The organism is Peribacillus sp. NPDC101481 (genome assembly GCF_044767165.1).
Lineage (GTDB): Bacteria > Bacillota > Bacilli > Bacillales > DSM-1321 > Peribacillus.
Genome location: NZ_JBIWNJ010000001.1, coordinates 576,381 through 592,424, shown reverse-complemented (window position 1 = coordinate 592,424; position 16,044 = coordinate 576,381). Strand labels below are relative to the sequence as shown.

17 protein-coding genes are annotated in these 16,044 nt (G+C 41.3%); 15 read left to right on the top strand and 2 right to left on the bottom strand.

Annotation, left to right across the window (positions count from 1 at the left end; all coding sequences use genetic code 11):
• The first annotated feature begins 231 nt into the window (after positions 1–231).
• Both ACIROD_RS02740 and ACIROD_RS02735 read left to right on the top strand, forming a co-directional pair.
• Positions 232–1,074, top strand: a complete 843-nt coding sequence (locus ACIROD_RS02740; RefSeq protein WP_402937723.1) for an SGNH/GDSL hydrolase family protein — start codon at positions 232–234, stop codon at positions 1,072–1,074.
• Complete coding sequence (locus ACIROD_RS02735) at positions 1,071–1,655, top strand: YpmS family protein (protein WP_402937721.1); 585 nt, start codon at positions 1,071–1,073, stop codon at positions 1,653–1,655. Before ACIROD_RS02740 ends, ACIROD_RS02735 begins: the two co-directional genes overlap by 4 nt.
• Before the next feature lie 54 nt (positions 1,656–1,709).
• Here ACIROD_RS02735 and ACIROD_RS02730 read toward each other — a convergent pair whose 3' ends face one another.
• Entirely contained in the window at positions 1,710–2,459 is a 750-nt protein-coding gene (locus tag ACIROD_RS02730; protein ID WP_402937718.1) for a DUF4397 domain-containing protein, read from the bottom strand.
• A gap of 187 nt (positions 2,460–2,646) precedes the next feature.
• Here ACIROD_RS02730 and msrB point away from each other — a divergent pair, with 187 nt between their 5' ends.
• Positions 2,647–3,606, top strand: coding sequence for a peptide-methionine (R)-S-oxide reductase MsrB (gene msrB, locus ACIROD_RS02725; protein WP_402937715.1), 960 nt, complete (start codon positions 2,647–2,649; stop codon positions 3,604–3,606).
• Positions 3,607–3,657: 51 nt separating this feature from the next.
• Here msrB and ACIROD_RS02720 read toward each other — a convergent pair whose 3' ends face one another.
• Positions 3,658–4,746 (bottom strand): SGNH/GDSL hydrolase family protein, encoded by a 1,089-nt coding sequence (locus tag ACIROD_RS02720; RefSeq protein ID WP_402937712.1) that lies wholly within the window; start codon positions 4,744–4,746, stop codon positions 3,658–3,660.
• Positions 4,747–5,051: 305 nt separating this feature from the next.
• On the opposite strand from ACIROD_RS02720, the gene ACIROD_RS02715 reads away from it, so the two are divergent.
• The 12 genes from ACIROD_RS02715 to ACIROD_RS02660 all read left to right on the top strand — a co-directional run bounded on the left by ACIROD_RS02715 (position 5,052) and on the right by ACIROD_RS02660 (position 16,043).
• Positions 5,052–5,207: a YjcZ family sporulation protein gene (locus ACIROD_RS02715; protein ID WP_137017678.1), complete on the top strand. Its 156-nt coding sequence runs from the start codon at positions 5,052–5,054 to the stop codon at positions 5,205–5,207.
• Positions 5,208–5,487: 280 nt separating this feature from the next.
• On the top strand, positions 5,488–6,462 hold the full coding sequence (locus tag ACIROD_RS02710; RefSeq protein ID WP_402937708.1) for a S66 peptidase family protein: 975 nt from the start codon (positions 5,488–5,490) through the stop codon (positions 6,460–6,462).
• Positions 6,463–6,684: 222 nt separating this feature from the next.
• Positions 6,685–7,014, top strand: a complete 330-nt coding sequence (locus ACIROD_RS02705) for a hypothetical protein (RefSeq protein WP_101225275.1) — start codon at positions 6,685–6,687, stop codon at positions 7,012–7,014.
• A gap of 180 nt (positions 7,015–7,194) precedes the next feature.
• Positions 7,195–8,559, top strand: a complete 1,365-nt coding sequence (locus tag ACIROD_RS02700) for an aspartate aminotransferase family protein (RefSeq protein ID WP_101225274.1) — start codon at positions 7,195–7,197, stop codon at positions 8,557–8,559.
• A gap of 74 nt (positions 8,560–8,633) precedes the next feature.
• The gene (locus tag ACIROD_RS02695) at positions 8,634–9,272 is read left to right on the top strand and encodes a CoA transferase subunit A (RefSeq protein ID WP_402940074.1); all 639 of its coding nucleotides are present in this window, start codon (positions 8,634–8,636) and stop codon (positions 9,270–9,272) included.
• On the top strand, positions 9,239–9,904 hold the full coding sequence (locus ACIROD_RS02690; protein WP_230175681.1) for a 3-oxoacid CoA-transferase subunit B: 666 nt from the start codon (positions 9,239–9,241) through the stop codon (positions 9,902–9,904). Before ACIROD_RS02695 ends, ACIROD_RS02690 begins: the two co-directional genes overlap by 34 nt.
• 9 nt (positions 9,905–9,913) lie before the next feature.
• A complete protein-coding gene (locus ACIROD_RS02685) occupies positions 9,914–11,185 on the top strand; it encodes a peptidase (protein ID WP_260357894.1) in 1,272 nt (423 codons plus the stop codon).
• 78 nt (positions 11,186–11,263) lie between these two features.
• A complete protein-coding gene (ablB, locus tag ACIROD_RS02680; protein ID WP_402937703.1) occupies positions 11,264–12,112 on the top strand; it encodes a putative beta-lysine N-acetyltransferase in 849 nt (282 codons plus the stop codon).
• An 82-nt stretch (positions 12,113–12,194) separates the two neighbouring features.
• Positions 12,195–13,574 (top strand): sigma-54 interaction domain-containing protein, encoded by a 1,380-nt coding sequence (locus ACIROD_RS02675; RefSeq protein ID WP_101225270.1) that lies wholly within the window; start codon positions 12,195–12,197, stop codon positions 13,572–13,574.
• A gap of 116 nt (positions 13,575–13,690) precedes the next feature.
• The gene (gene kamA / locus ACIROD_RS02670; RefSeq protein ID WP_402937699.1) at positions 13,691–15,094 is read left to right on the top strand and encodes a lysine 2,3-aminomutase; all 1,404 of its coding nucleotides are present in this window, start codon (positions 13,691–13,693) and stop codon (positions 15,092–15,094) included.
• Between the two features lies 1 nt (position 15,095).
• Positions 15,096–15,371 carry a YokU family protein gene (locus tag ACIROD_RS02665; protein ID WP_101225268.1) on the top strand — a complete coding sequence of 92 codons (276 nt, stop codon included), beginning with the start codon at positions 15,096–15,098 and terminating at the stop codon, positions 15,369–15,371.
• 429 nt (positions 15,372–15,800) lie between these two features.
• The gene (locus ACIROD_RS02660) at positions 15,801–16,043 is read left to right on the top strand and encodes a YozE family protein (RefSeq protein WP_101225334.1); all 243 of its coding nucleotides are present in this window, start codon (positions 15,801–15,803) and stop codon (positions 16,041–16,043) included.
• Position 16,044: the final 1 nt, after the last annotated feature.

The window sequence follows — 16,044 nt, the reverse complement described above, 5'->3', positions numbered from 1 at the left end:
TGTAGTTTTAAAGATGCTGAAAATGAGCAATAATTTTATGAAGAAACAGCAGTGGTGAAGAATGATTTTACATGCTCAGTACATGCTAATTTTTATAGGACTAGCTTTAATTCACTGCATTTTTCATATTGTATAGTAAGGAATGCTCAATTCTGGAAGTACAATGAAGTATATTGTTTGCAATCTTTCGTTTTCTGCATGATATAATATATGGGTAGGAAGGTGAGGGTCATGAGATACAAAATCACCTGTCTTTTCATATGCCTAGTTTGGATTTCAGGCTGCAGTCAAAGTGAAACAGCCTCAAGTCAGCCATCTGTTCAGCAGAAAAGCATAGTTGAGCTGAGTAAAAAGGAAACCATTCCTGCCAGCTTTTTTCCGGACCCTGTGAAAATCGTATCGATTGGCGACTCCTTGACTCAAGGTGTCGGTGATAGTAAAGATAATGGCGGGTATCTGCCTTATTTACAAAATAAGCTGGAAAAAGAACCATCGATTACTTCAGTTGAGATGATTAATCATGGCATACGTGGAAATAGGACCGACCAACTATTGAAAAGACTGGATAAGACTAGGATTAAAGAAGACATAAAGCAAGCTGACTCGATTGTCGTCACAATCGGTGGAAATGATATCATGAAGGTCTTTAAACAGAATTTCTCCAACTTGGAACTGAATCAGTTTGATTCGGCAAAAATAGGGTATGAAAAAAGATTAAGGCAGATACTTGATAAGGTTCGTTCCGAAAATGAATCTGCGCAAATTTACCTTGTAGGCGTCTATAATCCATTTTCCAAATGGTTCGGAGATTTTTATGAACTTGATATGATCATGAATGATTGGAATGAAAGCGGAAAAGAGATCATTGAAGAATATGATTCAGCCTATTTTATTGAAATAGCAGACATTTTCGAGAATTCCGAAGAAGATTTGCTGTATGCCCAGGATTATTTTCACCCAAATGACCGCGGGTATGAATTAATCGCAACAAGAATCTATAATGATATGGATATTACCACTATCGGAAAGGACACATTGGAAGCGAGTGCCAAAGGAGATGATGACCAAGAATGACAAATGTCAAATGGAAGACTTTGTTTATTTCCCTATTAGCCCTAAACATCCTGGTCATCCTGTTTGTAACGATTTTAGTTAATCTGCCGACTAAAGATAAAGATCTGATACCCAAAGTAAGCCATGAAGAAGATATCCAATTTCAAATTCATACGAATCGGGAAGATTTGACAAGATTAATCAACCAGTATCTGGATAAAGAGGGATTGACGGGATCCATTCACTACGAAGTGTATTTAACGGATGAAGTCGAATTATATGGAACAATGCCATTTTTCAACCGTGAAGTGGAAATGAAATTGACTTTTGAACCAATTGCCCAAAAGAATGGGGATTTGATCCTGAAGCAAAAATCAATTGCAGTCGGTAAAATGAACCTTCCTGTTTCATATGTAATGAATTTAATAAATGAGCGTTATAATATGCCGGATTGGGTTAGCATCAATCCCAATGATGAAAGTATTTATGTGTCATTACAGGATATGGAACTGAAAAGCGATATTAGGGTTAAGGCGAATGAATTCGACCTGAAAAATGATGATATTTCATTTTTATTGACCATCCCATCATCATTACAGTGATAGTGAATAGATGGATAAAAAACCAGGATCGATGCATCCTGGTTTTTTATCCATTTATGGAGATAGTGTTAAGGTTTCTAGTGAGGATGTCTGCCGATTCGAACCAATTAAATAAATGGTTGTAGGAGTATTGACTTGGAAGGCTTTGTTTGGCAAAGGGAGTGCGATCTCTTTTGTCCCAGCTATCCTCACTTCGAAGTCTACTATCATGGGATGTATATTAAGATATTCGCTTGCTTTCCTGAAATGAAGTTGATCAAAAACGACATCTCCATCTTTGACGGCAATATCCACCGAGAGTAAATCATGTGAAAGGTGGATGAATCGTACCTTTGCTTCATTTGGAGGAACAAATGGATTATCTTCGAAAGTTAACATGTTCAATGATTCATTAGCCAGGGCAGATGCAACAGCAATGGTATAGAAAGTCCCGCTTTCAAGTGTCACTTTACAGCTTAAAAGAGGTAAGGCGCTTTGTCCCCTGCGGTATATTTCCAATGGGTACTTGCCAGCGGGGAGTGGTAAATAACCATTGTTCTCTTTATATGAGAAATTTTTAAGGATAGGCATTTCATTTACATAAACATCAAATGAGGGAGCTGTTGGGGCAGCATGTAAAAAGCGTACTTGTGCAGGCGGTAGTATACTCATTTGTTCATATCTCAATTGTTGTGTTGATTTTTCGAGACTTTTCAAATGCTTATGGAAATAATAATCATGTAATTGCGGATCGCTGTTTTTGTAATAAGACGATAGTAAATCATATGTTACCGATTTTTGTGAATATGATTGTTTATCGCTCATTTCCAACACCTCTCATTTTTCCAGTATGTTCATATCATATGTTGTCATGCTTGGGCGTGTGTCTCCCGTTTAAAAAGAGTAGGGACGATTTTTCGTGAAAAGGTCGATCGGCATATTAGTTTACAGGGTCATATAAAAGCGTTAAAATTCATTCAATGGATTGTTTGTAAAAAAGGAGGATTTTCATTTGACAAAGCAATTAGAGAAGGCAACATTCGCAGGCGGATGTTTCTGGTGCATGGTGAAACCATTCGATGAACAGCCTGGCATCGAATCCGTTATCTCTGGCTATACGGGCGGGACTACGGAAAACCCTACGTACAAAGAAGTTTGCTCCGAAACGACGGGCCATTATGAAGCAGTTCAAATCACCTTTGATCCAAGCGTATATCCATATGAGGAGATAATCGAGTTATTCTGGCAGCAAATTGATCCGACAGATGCTGGAGGGCAATTTTATGACCGGGGAAGTTCTTATCAAACTGCCATTTTTTATCATGACGAAAACCAACGTGCAATAGCAGAAGCATCCAAGGCTAAGCTGCAGGCAAGCGGGAAATTTTCAGGACCGATCGTAACGCCGATTATACCAGCCAAAACGTTTTATCCAGCCGAGACTTACCATCAGCATTATTATAAAAAGCAACCTGAGCATTATGAAAGATATTCGATTGGTTCAGGACGGAAAGCATTTATACAACATCACTGGGGGGAAAAAATGAAAAGTAAAGAAGAATTAAAACAGAAACTCACTCCGATTCAATATGAAGTCACACAAAATAATGGAACGGAACCAGCCTTTAACAATGAATATTGGAACTTGAAGGAGGAAGGATTATATGTGGATATCGTTTCAGGAAATCCTCTTTTCACTTCAAAGGAAAAGTTCGATTCAGGCTGTGGTTGGCCAAGTTTCACTAAACCGCTTAAAGAAGAGGAAGTAGTGGAAAACCTCGATACGAGTTATGGTATGAGAAGGATAGAAGTCCGCTCAAAAACTGCCGATTCTCATCTTGGTCATGTTTTCAATGATGGGCCGGGACCGTCGGGATTACGCTATTGCATCAATTCTGCATCATTAAGGTTCATCCCGCTCCAAGATCTTGAAAAAGAAGGATACGGAGAATACAAAAAGCTGTTTGATTGAATGCAAAACCCCCTATCAGCTAATGATAGGGGGTTATTTATTGGGTAGTATTCAATCTGTGATAATTGATGCGATCCGGACATATGGAATGGTGGTAAGTTCCATTGCTTTAGTCCTGCCAGTCACCTCAAAACGGACAGTATGTGAACCGGGACGGAGCCCATTTGTGATAAATAAATATCTTTCACGGGCAAATGGCCACCACGTATTCAAAGTCGTGATTTCATTTCCGTCGATCCATACATTCACTTCCCCGCCATCAGGACTTCTAAGCAGTTTAACACCAAGCATACTTCCATTGAAGGTATATTCAATCACACTGCCCTTTTCACTGCTAGTGTAATAGCCACCCCTTGGACGGAAACCGCTCATTTTTCCATAGTGGTCAATTTCCGATAATTCAAATTCAGAACGGGCATGCAGTTTAGATGGAAGGCCTGCTACAGCCTTTTCCCGTTTGAAGTTATCCAGGAACCGTTCATAAATTGCATCAGCATATAATTTATAACCCAGCCCATTTGGATGAATCAAATCTCTTGTCAGCTGTTTTTCCGTATATCCTGAATCTTTGAATATGGGTCGCATATCCACATTGGTTGCACCGTAATGTTTGGATAAAAGTCCGATGGCTGACGCAAATTCCTCATATTTCAAGGAACTCTCTGTTATTGTGAATAATTCAGCATTAGGGTGGAGACGTTTCGCCTTTCTCATTAACGCTTCATATGTCATGGTAAAATCATCGACGTTCATATATTTGCGATCATTCTCACCAAAAACGAAGAAAATCAGATCTTTGTGATCATGCTCCCTTTTTTGGGAAAGTTTGAATAGGCCTTCAAAAGCTGTGGCTCCGCTTTGGACCACGTAGTCACCGTGTAAAGAAATATCATTGGTTTCATTCATCTTATTTTCTAACTGTTTGAACCATGTTAGATTAGGCTTTTCAGCTCCCGACCCTCTTCCGATACTGTCACCAATGACGAGATATTGAATGGGCTGGCCTGATTGGAATTTTTGATAAACATTTATCGAATCATCTGATCCATATGTTTTAGGGACTTTTTGAAGGATATAGCTGATTAGAAGGATCGTGGCGATTGCAGCGAAAGGGATGAAGGATTTTGCGTTCGTTTTCAATTATGTTCCCCCGTATTGCCTTTTATGTATCCATGTAGGAATGAGATAGCTTAAAGAGGCTAAGAATTCTTTTTTCCTTATTATATCCCAATTTTAACGTAACACAATAAGTATGAAACGTTTTTTTGACATTTTTCATGGTTAGTCGCGGTAATTCAGCCATTGAATGATTACAGGTGAAGATGGTGTTGCTTGAAGTTTTTTCTTAAATCCAGAAAAATAGGCAAATGCACAGACCAAGGCGGGCGTATTGACATATGGTAAGGTGTAAAGAGAAATAAGAATTCTAAAAGGAGTGAAACTTAATGTACGGATATGGTGGAAATGTTGCAGGACCAGGATTTGGCTATGGTGGCGGTGGATACGGCGGCGGCGGTTGCTGCGGATTTGGATCAGGCTTCGCATTAATCGTTGTCTTGTTCATTCTATTGATTATCATCGGCGCTTCATTCTGCTGCTAATACGATAACCTAAAGACCAGCTGATAAAGCTGGTTTTTTCTTTATGTTAGGAATGTGGGTGGACCTTTTTAGGTTCCATGGTTGTTGACTGAAAAGGCAGGTTAAATCCAAGGTGGACAGGCGATACATAACCAATCCTATTTCCATTCCAGATACGGCATGGCCAATCTGCATCAAAATAGCTTGTGTGAAAGAATACCATGAAGGTTCTGGGTTTTTCTTTGTTCACCATTTCTGCTAAAATAACGACAGAATGTAATTAATTTAGGGGGATAAAGATATGAAACCTTCCCGTTTACAAGCAGGGGATGAAATTCGCGTAATTGCTCCTTCAAGAAGTTTGGCGATTGTCAAAGGGGAACAACGCAGATTGGCAGAAGAAAGGTTAACTGAACTTGGTTTTAAAGTGACATATGGTGAAACGGCTTTGTTCCATGATGACTTTTTCTCGAATTCGATCGAAGACCGGATTGAGGATTTGCATGAGGCGATCAGGGATCCAAATGTGAAGGGGATTTTTACAAGCATCGGGGGGTATAACGCTAACCAATTGTTACGATATATCGACTATGATTTGATTAAGGAAAATCCAAAAGTGTTGATGGGTTATAGTGATATAACCGCAATTTTATTGGCCATTTATAATAAAACAGGTTTAACTACATATTCAGGTCCTCATTTCTCGACGTTCGGGATGAAGGCTGGTCTGGAATATACGATGGAATATTTTAAAAAGGCTGTAATTGAAAGTGAAGGCTTTTATCTTGAGCCAAGTGAAACGTGGAGTGATGATTCCTGGCATTTAGAACAGGATGACCGAACTTTCCACCCGAATGGTGGATATATGGTCATTCAGGAGGGTGAAGCGGCTGGAACAATCATTGGAGGTAATCTTTGTACACTCAATCTATTGCAAGGGACAGAGTTCATGCCATCTTTAAAGGACAGCATCCTTTTCATAGAAGATGACGAAGAAAGCCATCCATTCAGTTTTGACCGGGATTTACAATCCTTGCTCCATCAGCCGGGTGCAAGTGGGATTAAAGGAATCGTCATCGGCCGTTTCCAAAAGGATTCCGGAATGACTGAATATGCCTTGCAGGAAATCATCACTTCCAAAAAGGAGATAAATGGCATACCTGTGATCGCAAATGCCAACTTCGGTCATGTCCATCCATTTGTAACGGTGCCGGTTGGTTCAAAAGCTGTAATGAAGGTGAAGAATGGAAAAGCGACGATCCAGATCCTTTCCTGACACATTATGTAGACGCCGTTCAAAAAGTGGACGGTGTCTTAATCTGTTCGGGATATGTATGAATATATTTTGCATTCTGGTGTATTTTAGGAGTCTTTCCTCTTGTAAGCCCTGGAAATTGTCCTATTTTACAAGCATTATTAGGGAATATGAGTCTAATAGTTCAAATTCTTTATTTTTCTGATATAATACTAAGAGATTTAAAATAGAAAAGGTGATTATGTGTTATTAACAATTCCAGCATCCATTCGTTTAGAAGGGGCTTTGGCCGAGTATAATAAAAAAGGCCGTGTGAGCCATACATGTTTCGTATGTAACGAAGACACTTCTAATGGGGATGCAAGTAACTTAAACTACTATAAGTTAGGAACTAAAAAAGTTTGTCATTCCTGCATGAAAAATGTTTTGCGTCATCCGTCTTTAAAAGAGTATGAATATGTACATACTTCAGTTATCGATAAAGCTGCTTTTTATAAAAATGTGCTGGCTGTTTTAAAGGATGAAAGCTTTTTGGAGTCAATTCGTGAAGAAAAACTAAATAGCGTATTGTAAGAAAAAAGTGTATCTTTTGCGGATACACTTTTTTTGTCGCCTTTTTTTACGATCTCCCATGAAACCAAGAAACTTATCCGATTACATGCCTAGGGCAATTTCTTTAGCAAGATTGCCTTCACCTGGACATACACTTTATTATATTGCATTTGTTTTTAAAGAGAAGGAGTGTGCAGGTTTATGGAGCAGTCTTCATTGATAAAACCGGTCCTGGGAGGAGCCTACCCGACTATCAGTCATGGTCAGGGAGTTTTTTTGTACGATAAAGATGGAAAGGATTACCTAGATGCTTCTTCCGGTGCTGTTACAGCCAATATTGGCCATGGAGTCCAGGAAGTCATTGAGGCGATGGTCAAACAGGCTAAGCAGGTTTCATTCGTGTATCGTTCCCAATTCACCAGCGATGCTGCAGAGAAACTTGCCGGAAAAATTGCAGAATTGACCAAAGGGGAACTGACATACAGCTTTTTTGTAAACAGCGGCTCCGAAGCGACTGAAACGGCATTGAAAATTGCCATTCAGCATTGGCAGGAAAAAGGGAAGCCTAAGAAACAAAAAATCATATCGAGATGGATGAGCTACCATGGCATCACGATGGGAGCTCTTTCAATGTCCGGACATCCGATTCGCCGGGAACGATTTACTCCTTTGCTTGAATCATATCCTTCTGTATCTCCTCCATATTGTTACCGATGTCCACTTCAACTTGATTCGCATTCGTGCGGAATGGCCTGTGCTTCGGAATTGGAAGCATCAATCCGGCGTATTGGCAGTGAAAATATAGCTGCATTCATTGCTGAACCTGTTATCGGCGCTGCAGGAGGGGCCATCGTTCCTCCTGATGGTTATTATCGAAAACTCAAGAAAATATGCGAAGAGAATGATATTTTATTCATTGCGGATGAAGTAATGACCGGCTTTGGACGTACCGGTAAGATGCTTGCTTCCGAATATTGGGATGTGGAACCTGATATCGTAACATTTGGTAAAGGTATGAGTGGAGGGTATACCCCGATAGCAGCCGCAGTAATGACCAAAAACGTGATGGAGCCCATAATGAAAGGCTCGAAATCAATTATAGGAGGCCATACGCTTAGTGCTAATCCGTTATCGTGTGCGGTATCTTTGGCCGTTTTGGAATATGTCGAAAGGAATGATCTTGTCGAAAAATCGGCCGACAGAGGGAATTACCTGATTAGGGGCCTGAAAAATTTGGCAGGGAAGTATTCCTTTATCGGTGATATACGCGGGAAAGGTTTATTGATTGGCATCGAATTTGTCCAGGATAAAGCAACATCGGCCCCATTTCCGAAGGAGGCAGACGTGACAAATGAAATCATTGAATTGGGGATGAGAAATGGAATACTTCTTTATCCCGCCGCAGCAGGTCTTGATGGTGTAACCGGGGCAGCCATCATCATCTCCCCTCCGTTAACGATATCGGAAGAGGAGTGTGCTGAATTGTTAATGAGGGTCGATATAACTTTTAGACAATTCAATGAATCGATAGGTAAACGTTCATCACAACAAGGAAGTGAGTCATAGTGGTGGAAAATACATTCAGGAAGATTTGTAGTTTGGAGGATGTGCGCCATCACTTTAAAGATAATCAGTCCATCATGTATGGGGGATTCGGTGGCATAGGGTCGCCTCCTGGATTGATCAATCTGATTTTGGAATCAGGCATTAAGGATTTAACCTTGATTGGTAACGATACAGGTTTCCCTGATATCGGAATCGGAAAACTGGTCACGCAACGCCGAGCGAAAAAGATCATCGTTTCCCATATCGGTTCCAATCCAAATGCAGGACTATTAATGAACAATGGAGAACTCGAAGTGGAGTTCTCTCCGCAAGGGACACTTGTCGAACGTATACGGGCCGGAGGGATGGGGCTAGGCGGTATATTGACCGATATTGGAATTGAGGCCGATATCGTCCGGGACGGCAAGCAAACCGTAAAGCTAGGTAAGAAAAATTATCTGGTGGAACCGGCATTAACTGCAGATATCGCCATTGTTTACGCAGAAATGGCAGATCCTTATGGAAATCTTATATTTGATAAAAGCGCCCGGAACACGAATCCAATCGTTGCTGCAGCTGGACAAATCACTATAGTCGAAGCCATGCAAATCGTTCCGCTTGGCTCTTTGGATCCAGAGGACATCATTGTTCCGGGTGCCTTTGTGGATTATATCATTCCATCAAAAGGAGTCGATTGGAAATGGGTTTGGGAACAGAAGATAGAAATAGAATAGCGAAACGGGCAGCAGCAGAAATAAGCGATGGGATGCTGGTCAATTTGGGAATTGGCATTCCATCACTTGTACCGAATCATCTTTTGAATGACCATAAAGTTATGTTTCATGCGGAAAATGGCCTTGTGGGAATTGGCAGTACTCCTGAAACGGGGAAGGAAGATGCGCATCTTTGCAATGCAGGCGGACTGCCGATTACCATTAGAGCCGGGGCTTCCTACTGCGACAGTACTGTTGCATTTGGGATGATACGGCGTGGCAGGGTGGATATCACGATTCTAGGAGCCCTTCAAGTAAGTCAAGCGGGGGATCTCGCTAATTGGATTGTCCCGGGAAAGCGGGTGCCAGGCATGGGCGGTGCCATGGAGCTGGCGGCAAAGGCCAAAAAGGTCATTGTCTTGATGGAACATAACGATAAAGCGGGCATGTCTAAATTAGTCAAAAAATGTACGTTACCGTTAACTGCCAAGAAATGCGTACATATGATCATCACCGAATTAGGCGTGTTTTCCATAACTTCGGGGGGCCTCCTTTTAACTGATGTATTTGATACGTCCAGCATTCAGGAAATCAGGAATCGGACCGAAGCCTCGTTTACCGTCTCTGAAAACATCCATATTTTAAAAGAATGAGAGAGGAGAATGGATATGTATGAGGAAAAAATAAAAACATGGTTGAATGAACATCGGATGAATGGAGTTCAGCTTTTGCAAAAACTGGTTCAGGAACCGAGCAAAAGGGGGCAAGAAGGAAGTGCACAAGCCATAGTGGTCGAGAAGTGCAGACAACTTGGTCTAGAAATAGATCTTTGGGAAATCGGGGATGAACAATTAAGAAAACATCCCCATTTTTATTGCGACCGCCGGGACTTTAAAGGAAATCCGAATCTTGTGGCTATTAAAAGAGGAACGGGCCAGGGGAAATCCCTTATTTTAAACGGACATATTGATGTAGTTCCTGAAGGAGATCTTGCAGCATGGCACGATGAACCCTATAGCGGCAAGTTAATGGACGGGAAAGTCTTCGGGCGGGGAACGACGGATATGAAAGGCGGAAATGTATCTTTATTGCTGGCCATTGAAGCGATCGTCGAATCTGGAATCCAATTGAAGGGAGATTTAATATTTCAGAGTGTGATTGAAGAGGAAAGCGGTGGTGCCGGCACACTTGCGGCAGTCTTACGCGGGTATAAAGCTGATGGTGCAATCATTCCGGAGCCTACAAATATGAAGCTATTCCCATTACAGCAAGGTTCGATGTGGTTTCGACTGAAAATAAAAGGCAAGTCTGCACATGGGGGCACTAGGTATGAAGGAGTCAGTGCAATAGATAAAGCGGTTAGTGTAATGAAAGAAATCAAGATGCTCGAAAAAGAACGGAATGAGTCACTTCGTCATTCACTCTATAAAAATGTCCCTATCCCCATTCCAATCAACATAGGTAGCATTCAAAGCGGGAATTGGCCTTCCTCCGTGCCGGATACAGCCGTTCTGGAAGGTAGATTCGGCATCGCCCCGACAGAAACCATGGAAGAAGCACAAAAATCGCTGATGGAGCGAATAGATGCTTTAAATGAGAGTGATGCATGGTTTAAAGAAAAACCGATTGAATTAGAATGGTTTGGGGCCAGATGGCTGCCTGGCAATCTCGAAATAGAACATCCGCTCATGAAGACAATTGGCACTTATTATGAAAAAGTGGTAGGGGAGGAACCGCTTGTCGAAGCGTCCCCTTGGGCGACGGACGGAGGGTATCTTTCATCGGTTGGCTCTACCCCCGTAGTTGTGTTTGGACCAGGGGAAACGAAGATGGCCCATGATTCGAATGAATATATAGTGGTGGATAAAATGATGGAGGTTGCGGAAATCATTGCATTGACCATGATTGAATGGTGTGGGGTGGACCAGGAATAATCATTTTTCCGGAGGTCTGATTCCAGGAAGGGTCAGGCCTTTCGCAACAATTTCGAAGTTTTGAAGGGAGCGGGACAAATGGAGGCTGGAATCACTGAAAAAAGGATTCAAAAGCCAAGGTGCACCATACATATTACGATTGACCATTTTAATAAGCGAATCAGGATTGATGATTATTTAGGTCATTTTCAAGAATGCGTGGAGGAATCTTTAAGGGTGGCTAAAGACATTTCAGCAGAAAAAATCATCTTCAAGTCACGCAAGGAAAACGTTTTGGCATTGCTTGCTCAGGGCTTTCTATATGAAGGAAGCATCGACAAATTCTTTTTGGGAAGCGATTGTTTCTTCCTTGTTAAATATAACCGGAATGCAAGGCGCAACAGTGCAGAATGGGTAAAGGAAGATCAAATCCTTACCGATGTTCAGAGGCTGCCGATAAAATCCGGTTTAGATAATCCGCCATCAGCCTATCAACGCCGTAAAGCGGAAGTTACCGACGCACCTCAGCTGGCCCAATTGTATGGGGAGGTTTTTGAAGTGTATCCTACACCGATGAATGATCCGGTATATGTGAAAAAGTGTATGGAAAAGGGAACGGTTTTTTATATTTATGTCCATGAAGACAGGATTGTCAGTGCTGCTTCAGCAGAAATTGATTCCTTTTACCATAACGCAGAAATCACCGATTGTGCGACATTGCCGGAACACCGGCAGTACGGCTTGATGAAACACTTGATTTCCGCGCTTGAAGAATATCTTATCTCTCATGAAATTTATTGTATTTATTCGATTGCCAGGTCGCTCTCATTCGGCATGAATGCTGCATTGCATCAGCATGGATACTCGTACCGCGGACGTTTGGCCAATAACTGTTACATCTTCGATAAACTGGAAGACATGAACCTTTGGGTGAAAAATTTCACTTGAATGCTCAATTTTAGGCGGTACATGACAAGTTTTTGGCATTTCCTCATATACATCTAGCAAGAAGGTCTTGAGGAGGGATATCTTGCCAAGTGAATTTTTTAATACAAGTGAAGTATTGGAAGCAATATTAGAAACCATTGATGAAGGCATTCATGTGATAGATCCAAAAGGACAGACCATCTTTTATAACGAAGTGGCGGCCAATCATGATGGGATGAAAAGAAGTGAGGTGCTTGGGAAACCTTTGCTTGAAGCCTTCCCTTCTTTGAATCACAAATCATCGACATTGCTGAGAGTCATTAAATCTGAAAAACCAATCTACAACTATAGCCAATCGTATGTAAATGCACATGGGCGAATCATTGAGACGTTAAACACGACGCTCCCCATATATGTAGAAGGGTTTATGATAGGTGCTATCGAGATTGCCAAGGATTATTCAAGCTTGAAGCAATTATCTGAAAGGCTAGCAGACCTGGAAAGCTCGCTCAAGACGATCAAAAGCCCTGAAAGGAAAACGCCCGGGACCGATGGATTATATTCTTTCACTGAAATCCTGACTATTGATGCTGGATTTAAAGGTCTGATCTCACAAGGGAAAAAGGCTGCCCGCTCCTCCTCATCGGTGTTGGTTTATGGGGAAAGCGGTGTAGGAAAAGAGCTTTTTGTTCAAAGCATACACCAGGGTTCGAGCCGCAGTAAAGAACCATTCATCGCGCAAAATTGTGCGGCCTTACCAGAAAATTTATTGGAATCGCTTCTATTCGGTACGGCTAAAGGAAGCTACACTGGTGCTGTGGAACGCCAGGGACTGTTTGAATTGGCCAATGGCGGAACCTTGTTTTTGGATGAATTGCAATCGATGCCGATTGACTTGCAGGCAAAGCTTCTGCGTGTGCTCGAAGATGGGTTCATAAGAAGGATAGGAGGTACAAAGAGTGTACAGGTGGATGTGAGGATCATGGCAGCGATGAATATAGATCCGAAAAAGGCGGTATCGGATAACAGGTTAAGGCCCGATTTATTTTACCGATTGAACGTATTGAGCTACGAGCTGCCTCCGCTAAGGGAGCGGATTGATGATATAGAGCTTCTTACTGAACATTTCATATCAATATTTAACAGTAAATTAGAATTAACAATAAAAGGCATGGATGAGCAGACAAAGGTTTTTTTTCGGGAATATCATTGGCCTGGAAATGTAAGGGAGCTTAAACATACCGTAGAATTCATGATGAACCATACGGAGAATGATGTTTTGAACCTTGCAGATTTGCCCCAGTCTTTAAAAAAGCGCAACCCGTCTGAAAAAATACTTCCGCTTCGTGAGGCCATGCTTGAAATGGAAACAAAGTTGATTACCGAGGCCCTTCTTCAAACGAACGGTAACGTTTTTCAGGCATCGAAGCTATTGCAAATTCCAAGGCAGACCTTGCAATATAAAATTAAAAAGCATATTTGAATGGAAAAAATCCGGATGCCTGCAATCCGGTTTTTTTTATGGGCCTGCGAATTATTGGGTCATTTTGGCACCCTTCTTGCATTTAATACTACTATCATAACTCAGGAGGTATAACCATGTTATTTGACTTATATAAGCCAGATCGCAATTGGAAAGATATAGAGCTATGGAAAGATGTAACCGAAGAACAATGGAACAACTGGCTGTGGCAGCTTACGAATACGATCCGGACTGTTGATGATTTGAAGAAAGTGATAAACCTGACTCCGAATGAAGAGGAAGGTGTGAGGATTTCCACAAAAACCATTCCATTGAATATCACCCCATACTATGCTTCGTTAATGAATAAAGATGACCCAAGGTGTCCAATCAGAATGCAATCGGTCCCAATCTCGGAAGAAATGCATAAAACCAAATATGACATGGAAGACCCCCTTCATGAGGATGAGGACTCCCCAGTGCCGGGACTGACCCATAGATATCCGGACCGCGTTCTTTTTTTGGTGACGAATCAATGCTCCATGTACTGCCGTTATTGTACGAGGAGACGCTTTTCAGGACAAATTGGCATGGGCGTGCCCAAAAAACAATTGGACGCTGCAATCGGTTATATACGTGACACACCGGCAGTTCGGGATGTCCTTATTTCAGGCGGGGACGGATTATTGATCAATGATACGATCCTTGAATATATCCTCAAAAACTTAAGGGAAATTCCTCATGTTGAGATAATCAGGATAGGTACGCGCGCTCCTGTTGTTTTTCCTCAAAGAATCACTGAAAATTTATGTGCCATTTTAAAAAAATATCATCCGGTTTGGCTGAATACTCATTTCAATACCTCGATAGAAATTACCGAGGAGTCAAAGAAGGCATGTGAGATGCTTGCCGATGCAGGTGTACCTGTGGGCAACCAGGCAGTTATTTTAGCGGGGATCAATGACAGTGTCGCAATCATGAAAAAGCTGATGCATGACCTTGTTAAGATTCGTGTCCGCCCTTACTATATTTATCAGTGCGATCTGTCGGAAGGCATCGGTCACTTCAGGGCTCCCATTTCAAAAGGCATTGAAATCATCGAGGGGCTCCGAGGCCATACATCCGGGTATGCTGTTCCTACCTTCGTCGTCGATGCTCCTGGAGGGGGAGGGAAAATCACGCTTCAGCCGAATTATATCCTTTCACAATCTCCAACCAAAACGGTGCTGCGCAATTTTGAAGGTGTGATAACCACTTATCCAGAACCTGAGCAATATACACCAGGACTTGCAGATGAGTACTTCAAAGGGGTATATCCTGATATGGAAGAAAAACAATCAGATATAGGTGTATCTGGTTTAATGACCGACAAGCAATTCAATTTAGTGCCTGAGGGACTGAAGCGAATGAATCGACGGGAAAATTACGTGACCAACCCAGAGCATGCTTCATTGAAAAACCAGCGTGAAAAGCGGGATTTGTTAAAAGAAAAGAAATTCCAGGCACAGCAAAAAAAGAGCACGCCTAAGGGAGATGAATAGCATGGAGACGTGTCCATGGTGTGAGAAAGGGAAGCTTGCATCAGTGAATGGAACTGTGTATTGGGAACTGCCGGATGGTACGAGGGCAGTTGAGATTACGGAGACCCCTTCATCTCATTGTGAGAGTTGCGATGCATTTTTTCAAAGTGATGAAATAGTGAAGGAAATTGAAAATCAACTATTTTTAATTGATACTAAACAGCTTGAAAAACAAACGACGTACAGTGAGCTAATGAACATGAAGAGGCTATTGAAACGTAATTACTTTGACTTTTAGCGGCTGGATGCATGTACGTTTCCATATTTGAATGTATAAATCCCCTCATTTGGACAGAATTAGTGCAAACCACTATTTCCATCTTAGATGAAGGGGATTTTCCTTTTCAGATAATGAAAATAATAAGGTTTTTGAAGTGCATTTGATTGAAAGATTGGGTTAAGCAAGAATTAAGCACTTCGTTCCTTTCTTCATGAAAAAAGTATAAAAAAAGATTTTCCATCTTTAAAGGATGGGGATTAATATGGAAGGGAGTGCGATATATAAGTGTAATTCCGTAAGAAAATGAATGCATTTTTTGTTGAAAAATCGTGGATTTCTATAAAGTGGGGAAGAATAGACCAAATTCTATTTAAAAAAGTGGACGGAAACGGAAGTTTCCGATATATTAAAGCAGAAATCATAGTTATTTTAGGGGGGCTCAACATCATGAGACCATTTTATTTATATTTAATGAAATTTCGACAACCAAAGGAAATTGATGCAATCACTAAATTTGCCAATCATGCCTATGAGGATCATGGCTTCCCAAAACAATCGACTGATTATAATGAACTGAGCAGTTATTTAGAATTGAATGCAGACTATCTCGATAGTATGTCACTATTCGATCAAGCTTGGGAACAGTATGTCCAAATAGAAGAAGGGCTCTTATTAGGAGATCAGGAATAGG